Consider the following 24490-nt stretch of genomic DNA (forward strand, 5'->3'; position numbering starts at 1 on the left):
GCGGATCGGCGACGAACTCGACCCATTGGGCATCGATGCCCTTGGCTTAGAGTGCATTGTCCAGACCGCCGCGTGCATGACCAGCGTCAGAATCGTGCCCTTCTGGAAACCGATGCGACCGGTCTCGGGTTTGTCTGCACTGGCTTTCGGGGCCGCAGCCGGCGCGATGGCGGCTACGGCCAACAGCACGAAAAACGCCAACGTGGCCACGAGCCTATAGACTGCGCGAGATTAAATGCGGCACTGCACGCCGATACGTGGAAACGCTCATATCCCAAGCCTTTTGAAGATAGGTAAGTCGCAGATCAACTCGCGCTAGCCGCAGAGGGCCGCACATCGTTGCCGATGGTTTCGCCGAAGGGCCCGGTGTTGGTGGCCTGTGCCTGTTTGGCTATACGGCCTTCGACCGGCAGCAGTGGCAGTACCAGCTCGCCAAAACGCCAGGCTTCTTCGAGATGCGGGTAGCCGGACATGATGAAGGTATCCACGCCGGCGGCTTGGTATTCGCGCATGCGCTCGGCGACCGTTTCCGGGCTGCCCACGAGCGCGGTGCCGGCACCGCCACGTACGAGCCCTACGCCAGCCCAGAGGTTGGGGCTGATTTCCAGCTTGTCACGACGCCCGCCGTGCAGTTTGGACATACGCGCCTGCCCGACCGAGTCCATGCGCGCGAAGATTTTCTGTGCCGAGGCAATGGTCTCGTCGTCGAGGTGCGAAATGAGCTTGTCGGCAGCGGCCCAGGCTTCGGCGTCGGTCTCGCGCACGATGGCGTGCAGGCGAATACCGAAAGTCACCTCACGCCCGGCTTTCGCTGCGGCCGCACGCACGGTGGCGATTTTCTCGGCCACGGCTCCCGGCGGCTCGCCCCAGGTCAGGTATTTATCGACCGTATTGGCGGCCACCTCGATCGCCGGTTCGGACGACCCGCCAAAGTACAGCGGCGGCCCGCCGGCCTGAACCGGCTCGAACAGCAGCCGGCCGTCCTCGATGCGCAGATGCTTGCCGCTATGGTTGACCGTCTCCCCCGCGAGCAGGCGCTGGTATACGTCGAGGAATTCCCGCGTCACTTCGTAGCGCTCGCCGTGGCCCAGAAAGATGCCGTCACCAGCGTTTTCCACCGGATCACCGCCAGTGACCACGTTGATGAGCAGGCGCCCGTTTGACAGCCGGTCCAGCGTGGCGGTCATGCGTGCGGCCACGCTCGGCGACTGCAGACCCGGGCGCACAGCGACCAGAAAACGCAGGTTCTCGGTGAGCGGTGCGAGCGCGGAGGCCACCACCCAGGAATCCTCGCAGCTTCGGCCCGTGGGCAGCAGCACGCCGTAATAGCCGAGCTGATCTGCAGACTGGGCGATCTGGCGCAGATAGGCCAGATCGACGCCCCGCCCGCCGTGGCTGGTGCCCAGATAGCGGCCGTCGCCGTGCGTGGGCAAAAACCATAGAACTTTCAATGCATCGGTCGTCTGATCGGTCATGTTCCACTCCTGAAAACGAGCCGGGCACACCGCCGGGCGGTGACCACGCGGCTCGTGCTGCGCTTGTGTTTGCGATGGCGCCAAGCTAGCAGCGCTTTTCGCGCTGGCTAAATCAGAAAACGTGCATTACTTATTCGGGGGTTTCAGGCGTTCCATCCGCCCCGCCTGTGCGCTTCGGCAGCAATCGCCGGTCGGTACGCTGCTGCAAAAGAAGGCAAGCAAGGTAAAAGATCCCAAGGTTGCGCGTCGGAGCGGCGCGCCGGAGCACTGCCCATGCGATAACAAGTTCTCGTACGAAAAGGTGTAACCAGAACTCGAATCACTTTGGCAATGCTCCAAAATGCCGGCCGCGCCGAAGCCGTGCGCCGGACAGCCTTCGGCACTGCACGTCTCGTTCGCTCCTCACGGGCACGCCTACAGACGGCAAACCCGTAGGAATGCGTCGATACAGCTATGAACTTGAGACAGGGGGCTATGGCTGCGTTCGTGTCGGCTTACGCTGCGCTAAGCCGACCTACGAAAGACGTGACCTTGAGCGAGCTCGTCTGTATTGGGCCCGTTGGGCGTAGCGCCGAGCAGTGGAGGCCGCAAGCGGACTTGTCAATTCACTAGGGTCAGCCGGATGTTTGAGCGAAGCGAGTTTCCGGCTGGCCCGTTTGTGGCCGGAGCCGCGCAGGGCATCGGCGCGCAGCGCCGACGCAAGACAGGGTGTCTTTTGTGTTGGTTACTTATATTTGGACAAGCAAATATAAGTAACTCGCACATCAGTGCGAAATCTCAAGCCCCAATTCACCCGCGCCGTTGATTCAACACTCTAAAGCTTAAGCCACGAGCCTACGGCACTCACGAAATCTGAATACGAGCGGCTAGCCGGTAGCGTGGATTCGCTATAGCTATAAACACGCTGGCCAGTCCGAGACTGCGCTCTTGTCGGCTTACGCTCCGCTAAGCCGACCTACGGCAGACGTCACCGATATCGACCGCTAGCGGCGCGTGCCCGTACGCGCCGCTCTCGGAACCCTCGTGCTGAGCAGAATCAGGCAGCCGGCGCCGGCTCCCTCGGCCCGGTCCGCGGCCCTGTCCCGCTGTGCTGCGCCTTCGAGCCCGGCAGGGGCCGGCCGGCGGTTTCGGGAATCAGCATGATGGGAATGAGCGCGATCACGGCCGCGCCCATGAGATAGAACGCCGGAATGAAGTTGTTGCCGGTTTCCCCGATCAGATACTGGATGATCAGCGGCGCGGTGCCGCCGAACAGCGATGTCGACAGGTTGTAGGCGATGGCGAAGCCGCCGTAGCGCACCCGCGTGGGGAAAATCGCGGGCAAGGTGGCCGGCATGACGCCGGCGAGCATGACCGTCATCAGACCGAGCATGGCCAGGCCCGCGACCAGGCCCCAGACGGTGGTGGTCGAAAGCAGCAGAAAGGCTGGGTAGGAAAACACGATGAAGCACAGGCAGGCGGCGATGAGTACCGGCCTGCGCCCCACCTTGTCGGACAGGCCGCCAAACAGGTAGATGATCGACATCATGGCGAGCTGGACGGCAATCAGAAGCCCGGCGGCTTCCGTGGCGCTTATGTCCAGGATGGTTTCCAGATAGCTCGGCAGGTAGGTGAGCACCGTGTAGTAGGCGATGTTGAGGATCAGCGTGAGGCCGATGCACAGCAGCAGTTGCCGGGTATGGTCGCCGACGACTTCGGCCAGGGTGCCGTTGGCTTCGTTGTCTTCCTGGGCCTTGAGGAAGGCCGGGCTGTCTTCGAGCTTGAGACGCAGGTAAAGGCCGAACAGGCCGAGCGGCGCGGCACACAAGAACGGGATACGCCAGCCCCAGGCCGTGAAAGCCTCGTCGCCGAGCGAGAACTGAACCAGGAACACCAGCGCCGAGCCGAGGATATAGCCGCCCAGAGTGCCGAATTCGAGAAAGCTGGCCAGAAAGCCACGGGAGTTGTCAGGCGAATATTCGCAAATGAACGTCGCCGCGCCGCCGTACTCGCCGCCGGTGGAAAAGCCCTGCACCAGCCGGGCGGCCAGCAGCAAAATCGGCGCCCAGATACCGATCGATTCATGGGTGGGGATCAGGCCGATGGCGACGGTGCCGAGCGACATCATGATGATGGTGATGGCCAGCACGCTGGAGCGCCCCAGGCGATCCCCCAGCGGGCCGAAGAACAGCCCGCCCAGCGGACGTACCGCAAAGGCCACCGCGAAGAACATCAGCGATTTGAGCAGTGAATCGCCCGAGTCGGGGGCGAAGAAGACGCGGCCGATGGTGCTGGCCGTATAGGCATAGATGCTGAAATCGAACCACTCCAGCGCGTTGCCCAGGCCGGCGGCCGTGACCGCCTTGCGAACCGCGCCGGCCTCGACCTCGGTACTGTCTTCCATGGCATCGCTCATGAGCGCTCCTGTATCACGCGCCGGAATTCATGGTTACCGAAATTAGCCGAAACCTGCATGTAGCACAAATATACCAACGTCTATATCGCGCCGGCTTGCGTAGTACGGTGCAGGGACACGGTCCAAGGCGGGCCCGTGTCGTGGTCGCGGCGGTGCTTGATTTTGTGCTGCCGGGCCATCATTTACGCCCTATTCGCACACGGCTGTGAGAGCTTTTATGTCGAACTACAGCAAATCCGAGGAAGCCCTTTCCAAACTGGACAAGACCCAGTACTGGGTCACCCAGGAAAGCGGCACGGAGCCGCCGGGCACCGGTGAATACCTGAACAACAAGGAGCCCGGTATCTACGTGGATATCGTCTCCGGCGAGCCGTTGTTCGCTTCCAGCGACAAGTACGAATCCGGCTGCGGCTGGCCGAGCTTTACCAAGCCGATCGAAGCGGCCTACGTCAACGAACTGCAGGATAACTCGCACGGCATGAGCCGCACCGAGGTGCGCTCGAAGCACGGCGACAGCCATCTGGGGCACGTATTTCCGGACGGCCCGCGCGACCGTGGCGGGCTGCGCTACTGCATCAACTCGGCGTCGCTGCGCTTCATCCCGAAAAGCGAGATGGAAGCGCAGGGTTACGGCGACTATATCGATCAAGTGGAGGACATCTGATGGCACAGGAAAAAGCGATTCTGGCCGGCGGCTGCTTCTGGGGTATGCAGGACCTGATTCGCCGCTATGACGGCGTGATCTCGACCCGTGTGGGCTATTCCGGCGGCGACGTGCCCAATGCCACCTATCGCAACCACGGCGATCACGCCGAGGCAATCGAAATCGTGTTCGACCCGGATACCATCAGCTATCGCCAGCTGCTGGAGTTCTTCTTTCAGATCCACGATCCGACCACGAAGAACCGTCAGGGCAACGACCGTGGGCGCAGCTATCGCTCGGCGATCTACTACACCAGCGACGAACAGAAAGCCGTCGCCGAGGATACGATCGCGGACGTGAATGCCTCCGGCATCTGGCCCGGCAAGGTTGTTACCGAGCTGGAGCCGGCCGGCGACTTCTGGGAAGCCGAACCGGAACACCAGGATTATCTGGAGAAGTTTCCGAACGGCTATACCTGCCATTTCGTACGTCGCGACTGGCAGCTGCCGCGCCGTAACGAAAGCGCATGAAAAACGGCCGGCGCGGCTTGATATGCCGCGCCGGCCGCTCATGCCGAGTTGACGGGCGTTGACCGCCCGCGTGGATCAGCTTTCCTCTTTGGCCGGCGTCAGACGAATGAGACGTGCATCCATGCTGTCGTCGTCGGCGCCCTTTGCCTTGTCTTCGAGCACCCAGAGCGCGCCGTCCGGCCCCTGCTCGACTTCGCGAATACGCTTGCCCCAGCCATAGCGGGCCACTTCTTTGCTGTTGTCGCCGTCGAGCGTGACGCGAACGATGGCCTTGGCCACCAGGCCGCCGATGAAGCCGTCGCCCTGCCAGTCTTCGAACATGTCGCCGTTATAGATCACGAATCCGGCCGGGCCGATGGAGGGCGTCCAGGAGACCTCCGGCGCGTTGAATTCGGGGCGGGTGTCGTGATCGGGAATGGGCACGCCGCTGTAATTGTCGCCGTTCGAGACCACGGGCCAGCCATAGTTGTCGCCGGCCTCGATCTTGTTGAGTTCGTCACCGTGGGCGGGGCCCATTTCATGCGCCCAGAGGGTGCCGTCGGCGGCGAAGGCAATGCCCAGCATGTTGCGGTTGCCCACGGTATAGAACTGCCTGGCGATTTCGCCGTCGTCGGTGAACGGATTGTCCGACGGAATGCTGCCATCGGGCTTGATGCGGATGATCTTGCCGAGGCTGTTGTCCATTTCCTGGGCCGGATCCTGCTTCTGGCGGTCGCCGGAGGTAATGAACAGATCGCCCGCATGCTCGGCGTTGGCCGGGGCAAAGGCCAGCCGATGCGAGAAGTGGCCCTTGCCTACGCGATAGGGCTGCTGATGCCATAGCTTGGTGATGTCTTCGAGCGCGGGCTTGCCGTCGTCCATCGCCAGCCGAGCACGGACCACCGCAGCGCCGCGGGTGGCGCCGCCGTCGAGCGATTCCGCGTACGACAGGTAGATATACCGGTTATCAGCGAAGTCCGGGTCGAGAATCACATCGCCCAGCCCGCCCTGGCCGCCATAGGCCACTTCGAACATGTTCGCCACATCGGTCTTTTCGCCTTCACGGCTGACGTGCACGAGCTGGCCGCGTTGCTCGGTGACCAGCATGGAGCCGTCGGGCAGGAAGGTCATCGCCCACGGCTGGTTGAAATGGGCAACGGTTTCGGCCGCGATGGCCATGTCGTCGCTGGCCTAGACATCGGGTGCACCGTCGGTGGCCGCGAGGGCGGCCAGCGGCATGGCGATCGCCGCTGCAAACAGGCCACGCGCACAGCGCGAGGCAAAATGGTGACGCATCATGAACTACCCCTTTTAAAACGCGTTATCGTTGAACTAGACGATACGTCACCCGGACAGGCCCCGGATGATGAAAGCGCTGCCTGCCGTCGCGACAGGCAGCGCCGTACAGGCCGCGCCTAGAAGACGTAGCCGGGCAGCCAGGTCGCGATCTGCGGGAACATCATGATGATCGCCAGCCCCACGATGCCCACCATCACGTAGGGCAGCACCGAACGGTAGATATCCTGCATCGTGATCGAGGGCGGTACCACGCCCTTGAGATAGAACAGGTTGAAGCCGAACGGCGGCGTCATGTAGCCGATTTCCATGTTGATCACGAACAGAATGCCGAACCAGATCGGGTCGAAGCCCAGGCTTTCCACGATCGGCATGAACACCGGCAGCGTGATCAGCATGATGCCGACCGGGTCGAGCACCATGGCCATGAGAAACAGAATGATCTGCATGGCGATGATCGTGCCCCAGGGCCCGCCGGGGATCATTTCCATCCAGCCTTCGATCATGGCCTGGGCATCCATGCTCTGGTACGCCGCGCTGAACGCGTGTGCGGCAAACAGAATCCACATGATCATGCCGGTGAGCGAGAACGTGCGCAGCGCGGCATCACGAATCAGCGGCCAGGTGAACTTGCGATAGACCGCGGCCGAGATCAGCGCGCCGAGCACGCCCATGGCGGCGGCCTCGGTAGGCGTGGTGATGCCCAGCATGATGGAGCCGAGCACCATGACCACGATCAGAATCGGCAGCAGCACCGCGCCCAGGGAGCGAAACTTCTCCGGCCAGTCGGCGCGTTCTTCCGGCGGCAGTGCCGGGGCGAGCTCGGGCTGGAAATAGCAACGCACGAGTACGTAAATCGCCACCAGCACCACCAGCAGCAGCCCCGGGAACACGCCCGCGGCGAACATCTGGCCCACCGATACGCCGGTGATCAGCGAATACAGGATCATGATGATGCTGGGCGGAATGAGAATACCCAGGCCGCCGCCGATATTGATCGCGCCCAGCGCCATATGCTTGTCGTAGCCGCGTTCGAGCATCGACGGCAGCGCGATCGTGCCCATGGCCACCACCGCCGCGCCGCTGATGCCGCACATGGCCGCGAACACCGCACAGATGAACACCGTGCCAATGGCCAGCCCGCCGCGGGTGCCGCCCCACCACAGATACATCATCCGGTAGAGCGAGTTGGCCACGCCCGTGCGTTCCAGAATCATCGCCATGAACACGAACAACGGAATGGCGACGAGCGTGAAGCTCTCCATGGTGCCCCAGATCTGGGAAGCCACCATGTAGAACGAATCGATCCCCCAGGTGAAATAGAGGAAGATCACCGACACGCCGCCGAGTACGAAGGTCAGCGGCAGGCCGAGAACCAGAAAGAACAGCAGCGCGCCGAAGAACAGCAGGGTCGTGAGTTCGATACTCATGCCGTTTCTCCCGGATTGCTGTCACGCTCGGAGGCCACGGTCGGCGGCTCCATCACGCCCAGGGCGATGGCGATGTCCTCGACCAGCTTGGCAATGCCCTGCAACAACAGCAGCGCGGCCGCCACCGGAATGGCGATCTTGAACGGCCATACCGGCGGGTTCCATGCCGAGTACGACGTTTCCATGCTGTCGAGCGATTCCCAGGCGATGGTGCCGCCGTAGTAAAGCAGCGTGATCGTGAACAGAAAGAACAGCGACGAGGTAAGCACGTCCAGCACCGCACGCACCCGGGGTGCGAGCGCGCTGTACATCAGGTCCACGTTCACGTGCCCACGATGGGCCATGACATAGCCGCCCGACATCACCGCATAGAATCCGAACACGAACTGGGTGAGTTCGGTGGTCCAGACACGCGGCGCCTCGAGCGCATAGCGATAGATCACGCCGAGCAGCAGCACGGCGAACATCACGAATATGAGCAACGCCACCGCCCGACCGATCCAGTCGTTAAGTCGGGTGATGCCGTTGATGAAGGCATTGAGCAGGCGCATAAGCGACTCCCGCAGATAAGTCCGCCCCGATGGCCACGAAGGCCAGCGGGGCGGCGGTCAGGCAAAAACGCGATCAGGCGTTGTCGTCGAGATAGCCCAGGTCGCTCAACATGCTCTTGAGCTTGTCGAGCGCTTCGGCGGCCTTGTCGCTGCGCTCGCCCTGCTCTTCCCAGGACTTTTTCGCCACCTCGGTGAGATGCTGCTGGACCTCATCCGGCAGCGTGGTGATCTGCACGTCCTGCTGGGCCATCGCATTGGCCAGCGCGATCTGCTCTTTGTAGAGGTACTCGTTGGTACGTACCCAGAACTGCTCGTCGAGCGCCTGCTTGACGGTCTTGGCGTCTTCAGCCGAGAGCTTGTCGAGGGCTTTCTGGTTGACGATGAACACGTCCGTGCCCGCGATGTTGAGCGCCGGCTTGACGTGGTACTTGGCCACTTCATACAGGCTCATGCTCGCCGCACCCTGGGCCGCGCCCCAGTGCGCGCCGTCGACCACGCCGCTCGACAGCGCGGTATAGAGTTCGCCGCCCGGAATATAGCTCGCCGAGGCACCGGCTTCGGTCAGAAACGTCTGCAGCGCGCCGGAGGAGCGGATCTTCAGGCCCTTGAAGTCGTCCATGCTGTTGATCGGGCGATCGACCACCATTTCGGTCGGATAGACCTTGTCGGTGGACCAGTACACGCCCTCTTCGGCGGCTTCTTCACGCAGCATGTCCTCGAAGCCCAGGCTCTTGTGGAAGTAGGCCGCTTCCCAGACGTTGCGGAAGGCGAACGGCAGGCCCGAGGCGATACCGGCCAGGCTCATCTGGTTCTGGGCATAGGCCGGCGAGATGGTACCCATCTGGATGGTGCCGCGCTTAACCGCGTCAAAGGTCTGCTGGGCCTTGAACAGGGCACCGGCCGGGTAGAGCTTGAGCTTCACGCGGCCATCAGTGCGCTCTTCGATGACGTTCTTGATACGCACCAGGCTGTCTTCGTACGAGCTGCTCGAACTCGGCCAGTGCGATTGCACGCGCCAGGTCGTGCTCTTCTGCGCCAGCGCGCTCGTGGGGGCCAGGAACGCGGTGAGCGCCAGCGCGGTGGCGCCAGCCAGCAGCCCGCGCTTGAAAGGTGTCGAAAGCATCGGATATCTCCTCCGTTATGAAAGTCTGGCGCCTTGCGGTCAGCGCTTTTTTGCCGCTGTACCGCCCGCCATCCGGCGCACGCCGGATGAAACGATCATGCCTTACTTGAAATCTCGTTTCACGTCTTATTTTTAGTGCGTTTTACAGGCATTGGCATGGAACCATACCCGTCACCACGCCAGAATCGAATACCGTATGCCGCCCGTCGATGCCCTCGCCAGGGCGCATCCAGGCGCCAGCGTCGGGTGTGCCTCGGTACACCAGCCGTTGTTTGTTCGGTATTCCCCGTGGCAGCCGAACGCGCAGTGTCCGGCGCGCCGGCCGACTGCCTTCATGGCTGAACGCAGTGCCTGCGGGCCGCCCACACGGCCCATATTCAGTCACGCTTATGCCGAACCCAGTAATCTATAGCGCGCACGGTACGATTACGTTGATTACCGCCATTTCAGGTTAGGCTCATGCCTTGCCGCCGGACATCCTTGAACCATGACCATGCCGAACGATAAGCACGATCTCGCGACCCTGACCGCTACCTTCGATGCCAAGCTGGCCCAGCTCGGCGAAGCCGGCGAGGACAGCCGCAAGGCGATCAATACCGAAGTACTGGAACACGCCGCGGCGATTCTTGCCTGCGACGGCGGCCCGCAGGCCCTCTACGAGCGCGTGGCGGCCTATGAACGTGCCGGCGTCTTCGCCCATAGCGACTGGGGTCGACCGGCCATTCTCCAGCCTGCGCTGGCGGTGCGTTCGCTGCGCCAAGGGGATGCCGTGCTCACGGCCATGGAGGCCTTGAGCGAACTGCGCCTGCTGGCGGTGGCCCGAGGCGATTACCGCCACCCCGGCATGACCGCGGAACGCGCCCGCAACTTCCTCACCCAGGTGATGGCGCTCAACCTCGACCTGCTGTCCGGCACGCTCAGCGAGGCCGACCGCGAACGCCCGGATAACCTCGGCGGGGCGGTGCAGGCGCTGTATCACTATCAGCTCGAGCATATGGGCTACGAGAGCATTCTCGACAGCCTGGTGGCCGAGGTCTGGCGCATTCTCGCCCAGCGCCCGATTCAGGTCGACGACGTACGCCAGATGGTGATTCAGATCGCCACCTGCCTGTACGACCCGGATATCGAGGGCACCACCGGCAACAACGACGCGCGCCGGCTGGTCGAATCCCTGTTTGCGCCCTCGCCCGGCTGTGCCGAAGACCCGGGCGTGGCCGTCTATGCCGAACGCCTGCAGGCGATGGATCACGACGGCTTGACGACCGAGGCCGTGGGCTTTGCGCGGGCGATGCACGACACCGGCCTGGCTTCGGTTTATCACGCCGTTTTGCTGCGTCATCTGCGCGGGCTGCCCGACGGCAGCGGCGACGCGCTCGTTCCCCTTGCCCTCGGCCTGAGCCAGACCGGCCAGGACGCGCTGCTGTGCTATCGCCAGCTGGTGCACACTCTCATCGACGAAACCGTGTTCGTGGAAACCGCGCAGGCGATTTATGGCCTGGCGCTGCTGCTCGAACGCGGCGTGCTGTTCTCCACGCCGGTCGCGGCCGGGCTGTGGCGCCAGATCGGACTGAAGCTATCGCCGGCCACCGAGGAGAACATCCGCATGGTCTGCGGCGAGGCACAGCCGCCACGGGTGTTCCTGCTTGCCGGCGTACTGGGGCTGCTGGGTCAGCCACTGGGCGTGGGCCAGGGCAACAACCCCACCTGCCAGTCGGTGATCGGGCTGTCCATGTGGGCCGACAACGATCCGGACTACCTGCTGCAGCTGGTGACCTGGGCCGCCCGCGACGACGAGGTGCTTACCCGTTTCGAAGGCGAGCCGATCTCATCGAAGGGTCTGGAAGCGGGGCTGGCCAAGGAGGCACCGCTGGACGTGGACCCGGTATCGCTGGTGCTGGTGCCGCATCTGGACCGGCTGTACATCGAAATGGGCCGGCTGTGTGGCGAACGCGACAACGACCTGCACCGCTGGATCAACCCCGAATTCTATGGCTGGTGGGTCGGCCAGGGCTTTGCCGTGGTCGCCGATCCGAAAACCGGCGCGATCGGCGATCATGCCGGCTTCATCCGCCATTTCTATGCCTGCTACCACCCCTATTACAACGGCAACGTGCCGGTCATTCACTCCCAGCCGGCCGGTATTGCGGTCACCGACAGCGCGGCACGCTATGTCGGCCGCCACGCCATCGCCATCCTGCGCGTCGCGCTCGATCCGGACGGCGACATGCGCGTGTACTTCTTCAACCCGAACAACGACAGCGGCCAGGACTGGGGCCAGGGTATCGTCACCACGACCGAAGGCCACGGTGAGCTGCCGGGCGAAGCCTCACTGCCCTTCGCCGAATTCGCCTCGCGGCTGTTCGTGTATCACTACGATCCGCTCGAACACGGCAACGCCGACGGCGTGAGCGACGAGGAACTCGAGCGCATCGTGACGCTGGCCTACGACAGCTGGGGCAAGGAGTTCGATACCGAGTAGGCTTGCTGCATTCGTTTGATTGCCGTCGTTCGCGGGTGGGTCGCATCGCCATATGAGCCGAGCAGCACACAAGCCGAGTCCGGGCCAGGGCTCTGCGCGCCGCCGCAAGCCCAAGCCGCGCAAGCCCGCGGCGCGGCCTGACACGCCGCGGCTGATCGCGTTAAACAAGCCGTTCCGGGTGCTGACCCAGTTCACCGACGGCAACGGGCGGGCGACGCTGGCCGACTATCTCGATGTGCCCGGCGTGTATCCGGCCGGCCGGCTCGATCGCGACAGCGAGGGGCTGCTGCTGCTGACCAACGACGGCCAGCTGCAGGCTCGGATCACCGACCCGAAGTACAAGCTGCCCAAGACCTACTGGGTACAGGTCGACGGCGAGGCTACGAACGCGCAGATCGAGGCGCTACGCGCCGGCCCCATGCTCAAGGATGGTCCGACCCGGCCAGCCGATGTCGAAATCATCGCCGACCCCGAACTCTGGCGCCGCGACCCGCCCGTGCGTTATCGCAAGAATGTGCCCACCAGCTGGCTTGAAATCACCATCCGCGAAGGCCGCAACCGCCAGATTCGACGCATGACCGCGGCGGTGGGTCTGCCGACCCTGCGCCTCGTGCGTACCCGTATCGGGCCCTGGTCACTGGCCGGGCTGGCCAGCGGCGAGTGGCGTGAACTGGCGCCGAGCCTGCCCGGCTAGAGTCGCCACGATTACGCCTTCTGACTCAGCTCGGTCGGCGCATCGCTGTTGATCAGCCCTTCGCGTTTGACCGCCTGCCAGAATGCCGGGTCGATCGAGGTGCGCATGGACGCCGCGTTCTCGCGCGCCTGACGGGCATTGCGTGCGCCCGGAATGGTCGCGGACACGATCGACGGCGCCGCCGTGAACTGCAGGGCCGCGGTCCGCAGATCGGTGTCATAGGACTCGGCCAACTTGCTGAGCTTGGCGCGTTTTTCGCGATAGCCGTCGGGAATGGGGTCGCCGCTGTAGAGCCAGCGATCCTTGCCGGCCAGAAATCCGGCACCCAGGGGTGCACCGATCACCACCGAGCAGCCCTGGGCCTCGCATTTCGGAAACAGCCGCTCGAGCGCGTCGTCGTGGTTCATCAACGTATAGCGCGTGGCCTGTAGCAGCACGTTGGGCTCGGCATTGTCGAGGGCCGCGAGCGCGGGCTCGATATCGTTCACGCCCATGCCCCAGGCCTTGATCAGCCCTTCCTCGCGCATTTTGGTGAGCTCCGGCATGGCGCCTTCGATCGCGGTCTTGAGCTGGGCATCGTAGTCGTCCAGATCCTTGTTGCTGGGCGCCAGATCGTGGATGAACACCATATCGAGACTGGGCACGCCCAGGCGCTGCAGGCTGTCTTCGACCGAACGTCGCACGCCGGCGGCGGTGTAGTCGTAGCGATAGTTGAAGTTCAGATCGCCCGCCCAGATACCGTGGCTGTCCATCGATGCGTCGGGGGTCAGCAGGCGCCCCACCTTGGACGACAGCAGATACGCTTCGCGCGGTTTGCCGTCGAGAAAATGCCCCATGCGGCGTTCGCTCAAACCCAGGCCATACCAGGGCGAGGTATCGAAATAGCGCACGCCCGCATCCCAGTGCGCCTGCATCATGGCCTCGACGGTTTCGTCGGAAGTTTCGACAAACATATTGCCGGCCTGGGTACCGCCGACGCCGTATTTATGCGGCGGGCGATAGCCCGACGCGCCGCTCGGGTTGGCCGGCATCGAGTCGGGGCTGTGCGTGGCATGCGCTGCGTTGTCTGCGGCAAAGGCGCGCGGTACGAGCAGCGAGGCCGCACCGGCCAATCCACCGAAGGCGGCCGTGCGAAGAAAATGACGACGGCTGGTCATGATGTATCCGTGAGCTTTGAACGATGCCGGCCAAGGTAGCAGACGTTACCGACAACGTTCGACGTCAGGGGCTGTCGCCCAAACGTTGCAGCGACTGGAAGCGGCCGTTGTCGTCGTAGCTCAGGCGGTAGACGCCGTGCACGCCGTCGCGCGTGACCACGCGCCGCAGCGCCTGGGCGGGTAGCAGCACACGCCGACCGTCGGTGCTGGAGGCATAGACATGGTCGACCGAGCCCGCATAGTGGGCCTGACACTGGGCGGCAGAAAGTTCGATGATCAGATCGATGCTCGGCATGGGCAGACAATGCTCACATGGGCCCGGGCTGTTCCTGCGGCTGGGCGGCGACGCGCTCGCAGGAGGCCGCCCGCGATTCCGGCCGGGCGAGCAGGAAACCCTGGCTGTATTCGCAGCCGAACGAGCGGATCCATTCGTGCTGGGCACGGGTTTCCACGCCTTCGGCCACCACGCCCAGATCCTGCCCGTGTGCCAGATCGACAATGCTGCGGACCAGTTCGCGGGCGACCGCATCGTGCTCCAGACGCTGGACGACGCTCTTGTCGAGCTTGACCAGCGCCAGCGGCAGCCGGGTGAGATAGGCAATGGACGAATAGCCGGTGCCGAAATCGTCCATGGCGATACGGATGCCCAGCGTGTTCAGGCGCGCCATGGTGCGGGCCGCTACGTCGAAGTCGGCGATCAGGCTGCGCTCGGTGAGTTCGAATACCAGCCGGCGGCCGTCGATGCCGTGGCGCGCCAGCACGCCGGCGACACAGTCGTAGAAATCGCTCTCATAGAATTCACGGCCGGGGATGTTGATTGCGACATAAGGCAGGGGCAACGACCGTTGCTGCGCCTGCCATTGCGCGATCTGCGCGGCAGCGGTATCCAGCGCGTGTTCCACGAGCGCCCGGCTGAGGTTGTGTTCGGCTTCGGCCAACGGGATGAATTCATCCGGATAGATATCGCCGAGTTCGGGGTCGTGCCAGCGCGCGAGCAGCTCGAAACCGGCAAGCACGTCGCCGCGATTGCTGAACAACGGCTGCCAGTGGAAGTCGATACCGCCTTCCTGCAAGGCGGTTTCGAACAGGCGGCGGATATGGCGATCGCGCAGCAGCTGGCGGTTGATCGTTTCCGAGAAAAGCACGACGCCGCGGCGGATGTCGGCGCGTCGATGCGCCTGACGTGCACGCGACACCAGTTCCGCAGCCTGACGCCCATGATCGCCGTGCACGGCAAGGCCGCCAACGACCTGAAACGCCACCTGGGCCGCGCCGCCGCTGACCGCACGGTTGGCATAATCGACCTGGCGCTCGCAGTCGGCACGTACGGCTTCGATATCCTCGCCGTCGGGTACCGCGCCGACGAATTCGGTATCCGACAGGCGCGCGATATAACAGAAATCCGCCGCCCCATCCTGAAGCGCCGCCAGCCAGCTCGCGACCGTATTGCGTGCGACCTGCTCGCCGTAGGTCTGTTCGTAGTGGGCGAGGTTGACGATATCCAGATGCAGGACCGCCGTGCCCTGGCCGTTGCGGGCGCGCGACATCAGCACATCGTCAAGGCGCTCGAGCGCGATCGTACGCGTAGCCACCGGCAGCGACGGGTCGCGGTCCATCAGCCGGGCAACGTGGCGGTCGTGGGCGGCGATACGGCGATCGAGATCGAATTCGTGTTCGATCCAGTCTGCAATTTCCTTCAGCAGCGCGTGATCGCGCTTATCGAAAGTGCGCGGTTTGAAGCCGGCCACGCAGATCGTGCCAATGGGTCGGCCCTTGGGCCCATGCAGGGGCATGCCGGCATAGCTGCGTATATGAGGGGCCCTGGCTACATAGGGCAGATGAGAGAAGCGCAGATCCCGACTCGCGTCTTCCACGAACAGCGGCTTGTCGTGGACGATGGTGTGATCGCACACCGAGATACTGCGCGACGATTCCTTGATCTCGATACCGCAGGTGGACTTGAACCACTGGCGGTCGCCTTCCATGAGCGACATCAATGCGATGGGCATGTCCAGCAGCTCGGTGGCGAGCCGGGTGATCCGGTCAAAGCGCTCTTCGGGGCGGGTATTGAGCAGGCCCAGTTCGAGCAGATCAGACAGCCGGTCGCACTCACGTCGATCGGTGTCGATGGACACCGAGCTGTATCTTCCGGCCACGGGCTGCTGCAGCGGGCCGTCGCCGCCGGTCGTTTCGCTGGTCACGTGGGCCGTCCTTTACCGCTCGCCTCGCCACATGCGCGTATCGTCACGGTTATCGCTCGGCCACGATTTTTTTTCAAGCGCCACGTCGCATGGCGGCGCTTCCAATGCCCTGACCCGAGGCGACGAAAAGCCGCCGTCGCATCGGCCCAGGCCAGGCCGTGGCGCGCTTTCAGGCACCCACAGCTTCGTGACCGGCCTGCCCGGCTCGAACGGGACGAGCGCGACGGCAGCACGGCGCTCAATCCGCCGCGTCGAGCTTGTCCTGGGTACGGCGCTCGAAATCGCTGGCGTCGTGACGCTCGCGAAGTTGTTCGTGCGGCTCACCCCAGACACGGTTGACCATACGCCCGCGCTGTACCGCGGCACGCGCATCGATTTCCTGTGCCCAGCGCTGAACGTTCTCGTATTCCTGAACCTGCAGGAATTCGCCCGCGTCGTAGAGGCGGCCGAGCGCGAGCGCGCCGTACCAGGGCCAGGTAGCGATATCGGCGATGCTGTATTCGCCGCCTGCCAGATACTGCGATTCGGCCAGACGCCGATCGAGCACGTCGAGCTGACGTTTGACTTCCATGGTGAAGCGATCGATCGGGTACTGCATCTTCTCGGGCGCATAGGCATAGAAGTGCCCGAAGCCGCCGCCCAGATAAGGCGCACTGCCCATCTGCCAGAACAGCCAGTTCATCGCCTCCGTTCGCGCACCGTGATCGCCGGGCAGAAACTCACCGAATTTTTCCGCCAGATAGAGCAAGATCGAGCCTGATTCGAACACCCGCGTGGGGTTGGCCGTGCTGTAGTCGACCATCACGGGGATCTTGGAGTTCGGGTTGATGGCCACATAGCCGCTGGAAAACTGCTCGCCTTCGCCGATATTGATCGGCCAGGCGTCGTATTCGGCCCCCTTGTGGCCGAGTTCGAGCAGCTCCTCGAACATCACCGTCGCCTTCACCCCGTTGGGCGTGGCCAGCGAATAAAGCTGGAAGTCGTGCTTGCCGACCGACAGCTCCGCTTCGTGGGTCGGACCGGCGACCGGGCGATTGATATTGGCGAACTTGCCGCCGCTGCCCTTCTCCCAGGTCCAGACTTTCGGCGGTGTGTAATGGTTGTTGTCGCTCATTGGCTGCGCGCTCTCGAAGATCGTGTACGCACGATTATCCGGAGGCCGGGCCTTCGCGTCGAATCTAGGGAAGCTCTGCACGACCTGTCACGGTCGCGCCGGCGTGCTTTGCGCGCGATTGACAGACAAGTGAGAGCGTAGCGTGCTTGCTGCGCGGTAGCGAACACTGACGCTGTTCAAGCGCGCGCAAAGCCGGCGGCCCGACGGGGTTCGGCCTCACAGACGCCGCGGCGGCGTTGCCAGGCTTGACCTGCCAGAAAGGCAGGCGCTGCGCTGCGCCCGGACGCCTTGCCGCACCGTCTGTGAGGACTCGAACGCGATCCGCGAGAGGTTATGCAGAGCTTCTCTAATTATGGTCGAACCCTGCATCGGCGCGGCAAGACCACCGGCCGGTACGCGAGCCCAGCCCGGCGATAACAGTCGCAGCAGCGCGTCGGGCGGCTGCGAGAATACGACATTAGAAACTGCGACCAGGCGAGATTAAAAGTCATGCAACGAACTCAACGACGTTCGGAATCGATCTGCGATGCGTATTCCTAAGACCACGCTGGAACAGTGGCGTGTACTGCAGGCCATCGTTGAATACGGCGGCTTTGCCCAGGCTGCTGAACGCCTCAATCGCAGCCAGTCGGCGGTGAGCTATGCCGTGGCTCGTTTGCAGGAGCGCGCCGGCGTTGATCTGCTCGTAATCGACGGCCGCAAAGCGCAACTCACCGATGCCGGGCGTAGCCTGCTGGCTGAAGCCGTGCCGCTGGTCGACGAACTGCTGCGCATCGAACAACGCGCGCTGGCCCTGACCGAAACCCAGGCCAGCGTGCGCCTGCATGTGGACAGCATCTATCCGCGCAGCAAACTGTTTGCCGCGCTACGCGCCTTCAGCGCCGCTTACCCGCAGGTCGAGATCGATCTACGCGAAGCGACAAGGCTGGCCACATACGGCGAACCGGGTTTCGATCTGGCAATCGTTGCATGGGCGCCTGCCCGGACAGACCAGCGCCCTCTACTGGATGTCGACATGCTGGCCCTGGCCTGCCCCGCGCATGCACTGCACCGCCGAAGCGGCCGCCCACTGTCGGCGTCCACCCTGGCCGGGCATCGCTGTGTATCGATTACCGGCGAAGGCGCATCGGCCAAGGCAGCCACGCTGGCGCCAGCGAACGGCCGTGTCTGGCAGGTCAACACTCTTGAAGCCGCGGTCGAGGCCGTGGCCAGCGGGCTGTGCTGGGGCTGGTTGCCGGCACATCTGGCCGCGCCCTATGTCGACGCCGGGCAGCTGGTGCCGCTGGCCGTGTCCGGCCCTGCCCGGCGTCCGATCCCACTGGCGCTCTGCTATGCCGACGAAGCCGACGCGGGTACGGCGACCCGTGCACTCGCCCAGCTGCTGCGCGACGCCTAGGGCAGCAGCGCTAGTTGCGACGGTCGGCGTAGCCTTCGGGCAGTTGATCCGGCGCCTGTGCAACCACGCTTTCGTCATCCACGTCGCAGCGCTCCAGAAAGGTGACCGTGGCGAACTCGTCGATGACCAGGGTGGGATACGTCGGGCCGGCGTCGCGATATTCCAGCATGGTTTCCAGGTGGTCATTCTGATAGCAGACCGTCTTCTCGGGCGCATCAGCGACCCAGCGCGGGAAAAAGATCACGCCGTGCAGATGGCGCTCGGCAAAATTCACCGCCACGCTTACCGAGGTGCCGGTCGGCTCGTTCCACGACACTTTGCACACGTCGTCCGACAAACGCGCCAGATGCACCGCCTGATCGCGAACCCAGCGGCCGCCCACCATGCCGCTATGAATACGGTAGTCGATCGTGCGGGCATTCTTGATGTACATCTCGTACTGCCAGCCGTTGTCGTAGGTGTAGATGAAATGGCGGCCGACGAAGGCGGCGAGCGCATCCGGCTGGGTGGATTCGAAAGATTCTTCGGTGATCATGGGGTCCATCCCGTAGTCGAGAAATCGAACCTCATGATCGACCCGCTTATCGAATATAAAAAGCGCGGATTCTGCGGCTTTTAAATCGAAAAATTAGATATGTCAGAGATCGCGGTTCAAGCGGCGAATAACCCGACCCACGCTCAAGCCCTGGACCACGATCGAAAACAACACCACGCAATAGGTGATCGTGAGAATCGTATCGCGGGCTTCGCCGGGTGGTAGCGCCAGAGCCAGGGCCACCGAGATACCGCCGCGCAGCCCGGCCCAGGTGAGCAGCGCGCTGGCGTTATCGCCCAGACGGTGCCAGGGGCGCACCAGCTGCAGGGCCATGCTTACGCAGCCGTAGCGGGTGATCAGCACCAGCGGAATCGCGCAGACGCCGGCCAGCAGATAGCGCCCGTCGAGGGTGATATGGATCATCTCCAGGCCGATCATCACGAACAACACGGTGTTGAGGATTTCGTCGACGATTTCCCAGAAGGTGTCCAGATGCGCACGGGTGGTGTCGCTCATGGCGAACAGGCGCCCGTGGTTACCCACCAGCAGGCCGGCGATGACCATGGCGATCGGCCCCGAGGCATGCAGCACCAGCGCCAGCTGATAGCCGCCCAGCACCACGGCCAGCGTCACCAGAATCTCCACCTGATGATCGTCCATGCGGCGCAGCATCCAGAAGGCCAGCCCGCCCAGGGCCAGGCCGAGCAACGCACCGCCGACCACTTCCTGGAGGAACAACAGCGCGATTTCGCCCGCGCCTTCCACATGGCCGGCCCCGGTCAGGCCAAGCAGGGCCAGAAAGACGACCACGGCCACGCCGTCGTTGAACAGCGACTCGCCGGTGATATTGGTTTCAAGCTCCTGCGATACACCGGCCTGCTTGAGCAGGGCCAGCACGGCGATGGGATCGGTGGGCGTGATCAGCGCGCCGAACAGCAGGCAATAGACAAAGCTCAGCTCAAAACCCAGATACGGCACGAGCACATAGGTCACGCAGCCGATGATCGCGGTGGACAGCACCACCCCCACCGATGCCAGCACGCCGATGGAAAAGCGATGCTTCCACAGATCGCCCAGGTTGACCTGCAATGCGCCGGCGAACAGCAGAAAGCTGAGCATGCCGTCCATCAACGTTCGATTGAAGTCGATGGCCAGCCACCAGCTGCCGGTTTGTTCGCGAACCGCGAGGAGGCCGAAGTAATCCGCGGCGACCAGTGCGGCCGACACCATCAAGCTGAGCAGCATCACGCCGATGGTGGTCGGCAGGCCGACGAGGCGATAATTGACGAACGCGAGCACCGCGGCCAGCGATACCACGATGGCGCTAATCTGTAGCAGACCCACGGCCTGTCCCCCGGCAAAAACGCGACAGGATAGCGCGTTGTCTCACGACCTCGATATCGAATCCAGACGGTAAACCCGCGCCGCGGTATCGAAGAACAGCGCGTTCTTTTCGTCTTCCGAACAGCCGCGTGCCAGATACTTGAAGGCGTTCCAGAGCGTGGCGTAATCGCAGGTGAAGTGATCCACCGGGAAGTTGCTTTCGAACATGCAGCGCGTCGCGCCGAAGGCTTCGATACAGGTTTCGATATACGGTGCCCAGGCCTGCGCGAGCGACTCGTGCGAGTCGGGGCGTTGGTCGTAGGACCACTCGAAGCCGGCGAACGGCATCGCCAGCCCGCCAAGTTTGACGACCACATTGTCGCAGGCCGCCAGTGCCTGGATCTGGGCGCGCCATTCGTCGAAGCGGGTATCGCGCCGACCCGCATACGCACCGATACCGACCGGTCCGCCGACGTGGTCGAGCACGATGGCGGTGTCCGGAAACGCCCGCGCCAGGTCGACCAGATCGGGCAGCTGGGGCTCCAGCAGCCAGGCATCGAAACTCAGCCCGCGCGGTGCGAGCTCGGCAAAGCCCTTGCGAAAATCCGCGTCGCGCAGCAAGTGGGCCGGCGTGCCCCGCGTGGACAACGGGCCCAGCACGTTGTCGTCGGCATCGTAGGCCGCACTATGGCGAATGCCGCGAAAGCGCCCCTGCCCGGCCGCCAGATGGGCCTCCAACACCTCGGCCACGTCCGCGCCCAGGCGCAGATCGGCATGGCCGACAATGCCTGCACAGGCGCGCGTATCGCCATAGACGCCGCTGGCCGCCACCGCCGCCACGCCGTTGACGAACTCGGTTTCGCCCACGCTGCGCAGGGCTTTCGCGCCCTCGGCGCGGTACATGGACCGGCATTCGATGAACACCGTCGCGCGGATGTCGTGGCCGCGGTCGGTATCGGCGAGCAGTTCGTCGAGCATGTAGCGCGAGCGATCGCGCAGCATGCGGCTGAAGCCATGCTCGGCAAACGGCATGGCGCCCAGATCCAGCCGTGAACGATCCCAGAGATGATGATGGGGGTCGATGATCGGGCGGTCGGGGTCGAGTACGTCGGCGTTCGCGGCCATGGGGCTCCTCAGCGCATCAGGCGATTCGTTTTTGTGCAGGCAACTTACCACCGAACGAGCGTTCGTTTCTTGAAAGACCGTGCACGGTTATTTGATGTAGCAGACATATTCAGGCTTGCTAGAGGTCTCGTGGTTTCATCGGACCCCTGACATGAGTGCTTATCGAGACGGCATACGCCTGGGCGTTGCCGGCGCGGCCGCGGCCGCGGCGATCTATTTTCCGCAGCCGCTGGCCGCGCGTATCCAGACCAGCTTCGATGTATCGGTGCTGTGGGCCGCGATGCCGATGACGTTCGCCTTCATCGTGCTTACCTCGGGGCCGGTGTTGTTCGGGCGTTTCATTACCGTGGCGCGGGCGATGCGTATCGTCATCGTCACCGAACTGCTGCTGGCCGCGCTGTTCGCGGCACAGGCCGTGGCGTTCGATTCGCTGCCCTATTTCACCCTGCGCGCGCTGCAGGTGTTTCTGCTGCCATTGCTCATTCCGGCCGTGATCACCGGTTCATCCAATATCCAGGGCTCGGACAATCGCGCCCGCGACCTGGCGTTCTATACCGCGGGCACCATCGTCGGCGGGGTGGGCGGCCGGCTGATTGCGGTCGGTTCGGTCACCTTCGAACACTGGCAGATCGGCAGCCTCGCGATCACGGCGATGCTGCTTTTCTCGGCCTGGCTGCTGCGCGACCCGCCCGAACTGGCCAGCGAAATACCGCGCCGGCCGACCACCGCTGGCGATACGACGATCGCGCCGGTCGAACAAAAGAAAAGCTGGCGCTGCCAGGTGACCCTGTCCTACCCGGGCCTGGCACTGGCCTTTGGCGTATTGACCACGGTACTCACCTGTTTGCCATTCGAAATCGGCTACAAGCGGGGCGGCGCATTGATGCTGGCCATCGTCTACGGCGGTTATGCCGTCGGCATTGCCACGTCGCTGGGCGCACCCGCGATCACGCGTATCAGCCGCGGATTGCCCAATGCCACACTGGTGGCGGCCATTCTGTTCGTCGTCGGCCTATGCGGCGTGATTCAGGGCTCGTTCCCGGCGCTCGTCGTGGGCGTGGTGCTTCTGTGCGGCAGCATGGTGTTTCAGCAGGCCACGCAGATCGTGTTGCTCAACGACTACTTCGCCCGTTCGCAGTCCGGCACGGTGAGCGCCTTGTTCGTGGCGGCCGTATTCGCCGGGGGCACGCTGGGCTCCAGCGTCATGGTGTCGCTCTACGAATGGGCCGGCTGGGGCGTGGTGATGGGTATTTGCCTGGTCTTCGCTGCGGTGGCCGGTTATTGCGTGTATGCCGCGGCCCGAGGCCAGCATCGGCAAGCTAGCGTTTGAATCGGCGCCTGAATTACTGGCGCCTGGCTTTACGTCCCGGCAGACTGCGCCGGTGTTTTCGTTTCGAGCCGGCATATGCCCATGATCATTCTTCACCATTACGAGGCGTCGCCTTTTTCTGAAAAGGTCCGTGCCGTGCTGGGCTACAAGCAGCTCGAATGGCAGTCGGTACTGATTCCACGCATCATGCCCAAGCCCGACCTGGTCGCCCTGACGGGCGGCTATCGCAAGACGCCGGTCATGCAGATCGGGCGCGACATCTATGCCGATACGCATCTGATCACACGCCAGATCGAGCGACTCTCGCCGGCACCCGGCCTTTTTCCTAAGACCGAAATCGCGAGCGTCATCGGGCTCGAACAGCTCGGCGACAAGCGCCTGTTCCTGGCCGCCGTACCGGTGATGTTTCGTCCGGCCGGTCGTAAGGTGCTCATCGAAAAACTCGGCGAAGACTATCTGGCCAGCTTTGGTGCCGACCGCGCGGCGTTATTCAAGGGCGGCCATGTCGCACGCCCGGACGCGGCGTACTCCGACGCCGTTCTGCCGCCAACGCTCGATGCGCTGGATCGACAGCTGACCGACCGCGACTTTCTGTTCGGCGAGCGCCCCTGCATTGCCGATTTCTCGATCTACCACCCCATCTGGTATATCCGCTCGAACCCCGGCGTCGCGCCCCTGCTTGATGATTACCCGAACCTGCTGGGCTGGGCCGATCGCATCCGCGCGCTGGGACACGGCACCCGCGAGGAGATCGATGCCGGCCAGGCACAGCAGATCGCCGCGCGCTGCGAGCAATGGCAACCGCTGCCGGCCGCAGTCGAAGCCGGACTCGCGCCCGGCACGCGGGTTTCGGTTGCGGCCACCGATTACGGCACCGAACCCAGCCAGGGCGAGCTGGTATCGATCGCGGCCGAGAGCATGACCATTCAACGCGACGGCCCGGACGGACAGCCCGTTCGCGTGCATTTCCCGCGCGACGGTTTTCGTATCGAGGCAGTACAGGCGTAGTCCAGCCAGGCCCCGCCGTCGGCCTATTGCGAAAAAACCGAGCCGGGGCGTTGTACCAACCCGTCCATGCCACCATCATCGTTTCATCAATCCGACCCGCCGATAGAGGCCGAGTCATGAAACGAGCACTGGGCGCGATGGCCGCCAACTGGTTGCGCAAACCGGAAAACCAGGAACGTATCAAGCGCACCGCGCGCGACGTGTGGGGCAAGTTCCAGCAGCGCCGCGAGGCCCGCAAGAACCCCAACGCCAGCACCAAGGGCCCACAGGGCCAGCGACCCACCGAGCGCAACGCCCCCGACAGCCACGATGAATGAGCCGTATTCGCTACGCGCAGTCGGCGCGAGGCTGCTCGCACTTCTGGCGGCCGTGCTTCTCGCCGGCTGCGCGGGCGGCCCGCCCGAGGATCCAACCGAGCCGGCCTATCAGCGCTATTGGCAATGTGCCTATGCTGCGGCCATGCCCTATGCGGCGGACTACAGCGTAAGCCCGCGCAGCGCGGCCGCGAGGGCGCAGTCGGCCTGCGATAACGTCTACCGCGCATATCGCGATGCCCGCATCAGCTACGTGCGCTCGGTGGTCCCGGCCCAGGATCGCGCCATGGCCACTACGCTGGGCAGCCAGGCCGCGCGGGAGCGCTACAAGATGGTCACCCAACGCCTGACCGAGCTGGTCGCCGAGGCGCGTTGAAGCCGACGGCGCCGGC

21 protein-coding genes and 1 pseudogene are annotated in these 24490 nt (G+C 63.8%); 9 read left to right on the forward strand and 13 right to left on the reverse strand.

Features of this window, described 5'->3' with window-relative positions:
* Positions 1-305: 305 nt before the first annotated feature.
* Together ssuD and C84B14_RS05735 are read right to left on the reverse strand one after the other, a co-directional pair.
* A complete protein-coding gene (ssuD, locus tag C84B14_RS05730; RefSeq protein WP_353222501.1) occupies positions 306-1475 on the reverse strand; it encodes an FMNH2-dependent alkanesulfonate monooxygenase in 1170 nt (389 codons plus the stop codon).
* A 1036-nt stretch (positions 1476-2511) separates the two neighbouring features.
* Positions 2512-3870: an MFS transporter gene (locus C84B14_RS05735; RefSeq protein ID WP_353222502.1), complete on the reverse strand. Its 1359-nt coding sequence runs from the start codon at positions 3868-3870 to the stop codon at positions 2512-2514.
* Positions 3871-4087: 217 nt separating this feature from the next.
* On the opposite strand from C84B14_RS05735, the gene msrB reads away from it, so the two are divergent.
* Complete coding sequence (gene msrB, locus C84B14_RS05740) at positions 4088-4534, forward strand: peptide-methionine (R)-S-oxide reductase MsrB (RefSeq protein WP_353222504.1); 447 nt, start codon at positions 4088-4090, stop codon at positions 4532-4534.
* The gene (gene msrA / locus C84B14_RS05745; RefSeq protein ID WP_293623809.1) at positions 4534-5043 is read left to right on the forward strand and encodes a peptide-methionine (S)-S-oxide reductase MsrA; all 510 of its coding nucleotides are present in this window, start codon (positions 4534-4536) and stop codon (positions 5041-5043) included. The genes msrB and msrA overlap by 1 nt, the downstream gene beginning before the upstream one ends.
* A 75-nt stretch (positions 5044-5118) precedes the next feature.
* Here the strand turns inward: msrA and C84B14_RS05750 are convergent.
* The 4 genes and pseudogenes from C84B14_RS05750 to dctP all read right to left on the reverse strand — a co-directional run.
* Positions 5119-6210, reverse strand: a pseudogene (locus tag C84B14_RS05750) (PQQ-dependent sugar dehydrogenase); the annotation flags it as partial.
* A 227-nt stretch (positions 6211-6437) separates the two neighbouring features.
* Positions 6438-7748: a TRAP transporter large permease gene (locus C84B14_RS05755; protein WP_293623811.1), complete on the reverse strand. Its 1311-nt coding sequence runs from the start codon at positions 7746-7748 to the stop codon at positions 6438-6440.
* Positions 7745-8299 (reverse strand): TRAP transporter small permease subunit, encoded by a 555-nt coding sequence (locus C84B14_RS05760; protein ID WP_293623812.1) that lies wholly within the window; start codon positions 8297-8299, stop codon positions 7745-7747. The genes C84B14_RS05755 and C84B14_RS05760 overlap by 4 nt, the downstream gene beginning before the upstream one ends.
* A 73-nt stretch (positions 8300-8372) precedes the next feature.
* On the reverse strand, positions 8373-9422 hold the full coding sequence (dctP, locus tag C84B14_RS05765) for a TRAP transporter substrate-binding protein DctP (RefSeq protein ID WP_293623813.1): 1050 nt from the start codon (positions 9420-9422) through the stop codon (positions 8373-8375).
* A gap of 487 nt (positions 9423-9909) precedes the next feature.
* On the opposite strand from dctP, the gene C84B14_RS05770 reads away from it, so the two are divergent.
* Positions 9910-11901, forward strand: coding sequence for a hypothetical protein (locus tag C84B14_RS05770; protein ID WP_502949894.1), 1992 nt, complete (start codon positions 9910-9912; stop codon positions 11899-11901).
* Positions 11902-11953: 52 nt separating this feature from the next.
* Entirely contained in the window at positions 11954-12595 is a 642-nt protein-coding gene (locus tag C84B14_RS05775) for a pseudouridine synthase (protein WP_353222509.1), read from the forward strand.
* An 11-nt stretch (positions 12596-12606) separates the two neighbouring features.
* Here C84B14_RS05775 and C84B14_RS05780 read toward each other — a convergent pair whose 3' ends face one another.
* The 4 genes from C84B14_RS05780 to yghU form a co-directional block, all read right to left on the reverse strand.
* A complete protein-coding gene (locus C84B14_RS05780; protein ID WP_353222511.1) occupies positions 12607-13752 on the reverse strand; it encodes an aldo/keto reductase in 1146 nt (381 codons plus the stop codon).
* A gap of 64 nt (positions 13753-13816) precedes the next feature.
* On the reverse strand, positions 13817-14047 hold the full coding sequence (locus C84B14_RS05785) for a DUF2835 family protein (RefSeq protein WP_353222513.1): 231 nt from the start codon (positions 14045-14047) through the stop codon (positions 13817-13819).
* A gap of 13 nt (positions 14048-14060) precedes the next feature.
* A complete protein-coding gene (locus C84B14_RS05790; protein WP_353222515.1) occupies positions 14061-15953 on the reverse strand; it encodes an EAL domain-containing protein in 1893 nt (630 codons plus the stop codon).
* Positions 15954-16191: 238 nt separating this feature from the next.
* Complete coding sequence (gene yghU, locus C84B14_RS05795) at positions 16192-17067, reverse strand: glutathione-dependent disulfide-bond oxidoreductase (protein ID WP_353222517.1); 876 nt, start codon at positions 17065-17067, stop codon at positions 16192-16194.
* A 526-nt stretch (positions 17068-17593) separates the two neighbouring features.
* Between yghU and C84B14_RS05800 the strand changes: the two genes are divergently transcribed.
* Positions 17594-18463 (forward strand): LysR family transcriptional regulator, encoded by an 870-nt coding sequence (locus tag C84B14_RS05800; protein WP_353222519.1) that lies wholly within the window; start codon positions 17594-17596, stop codon positions 18461-18463.
* A 10-nt stretch (positions 18464-18473) separates the two neighbouring features.
* Here the strand turns inward: C84B14_RS05800 and C84B14_RS05805 are convergent, their stop codons facing one another.
* From C84B14_RS05805 to C84B14_RS05815, 3 genes are all read right to left on the reverse strand, one after another.
* A complete protein-coding gene (locus C84B14_RS05805) occupies positions 18474-18998 on the reverse strand; it encodes a phenolic acid decarboxylase (protein ID WP_348767941.1) in 525 nt (174 codons plus the stop codon).
* 102 nt (positions 18999-19100) lie between these two features.
* The gene (locus C84B14_RS05810; protein WP_353222521.1) at positions 19101-20342 is read right to left on the reverse strand and encodes a cation:proton antiporter; all 1242 of its coding nucleotides are present in this window, start codon (positions 20340-20342) and stop codon (positions 19101-19103) included.
* Positions 20343-20384: 42 nt separating this feature from the next.
* The gene (locus C84B14_RS05815; protein WP_353222523.1) at positions 20385-21446 is read right to left on the reverse strand and encodes an amidohydrolase family protein; all 1062 of its coding nucleotides are present in this window, start codon (positions 21444-21446) and stop codon (positions 20385-20387) included.
* Positions 21447-21597: 151 nt separating this feature from the next.
* On the opposite strand from C84B14_RS05815, the gene C84B14_RS05820 reads away from it, so the two are divergent.
* The 4 genes from C84B14_RS05820 (at position 21598) to C84B14_RS05835 (ending at position 24474) form a co-directional block, all read left to right on the forward strand.
* Positions 21598-22776 carry an MFS transporter gene (locus C84B14_RS05820; RefSeq protein ID WP_353222525.1) on the forward strand — a complete coding sequence of 393 codons (1179 nt, stop codon included), beginning with the start codon at positions 21598-21600 and terminating at the stop codon, positions 22774-22776.
* An 81-nt stretch (positions 22777-22857) separates the two neighbouring features.
* Entirely contained in the window at positions 22858-23784 is a 927-nt protein-coding gene (locus C84B14_RS05825; protein WP_353222527.1) for a glutathione S-transferase family protein, read from the forward strand.
* Positions 23785-23900: 116 nt separating this feature from the next.
* Positions 23901-24101, forward strand: coding sequence for a hypothetical protein (locus tag C84B14_RS05830; protein ID WP_353222529.1), 201 nt, complete (start codon positions 23901-23903; stop codon positions 24099-24101).
* On the forward strand, positions 24094-24474 hold the full coding sequence (locus C84B14_RS05835) for a hypothetical protein (RefSeq protein ID WP_353222531.1): 381 nt from the start codon (positions 24094-24096) through the stop codon (positions 24472-24474). The genes C84B14_RS05830 and C84B14_RS05835 overlap by 8 nt, the downstream gene beginning before the upstream one ends.
* The last annotated feature ends 16 nt before the right edge of the window (positions 24475-24490 follow it).

Origin of the sequence: Salinisphaera sp. C84B14, from assembly GCF_040361435.1 — a bacterium.
In the GTDB taxonomy this organism is placed as follows: domain Bacteria; phylum Pseudomonadota; class Gammaproteobacteria; order Nevskiales; family Salinisphaeraceae; genus Salinisphaera.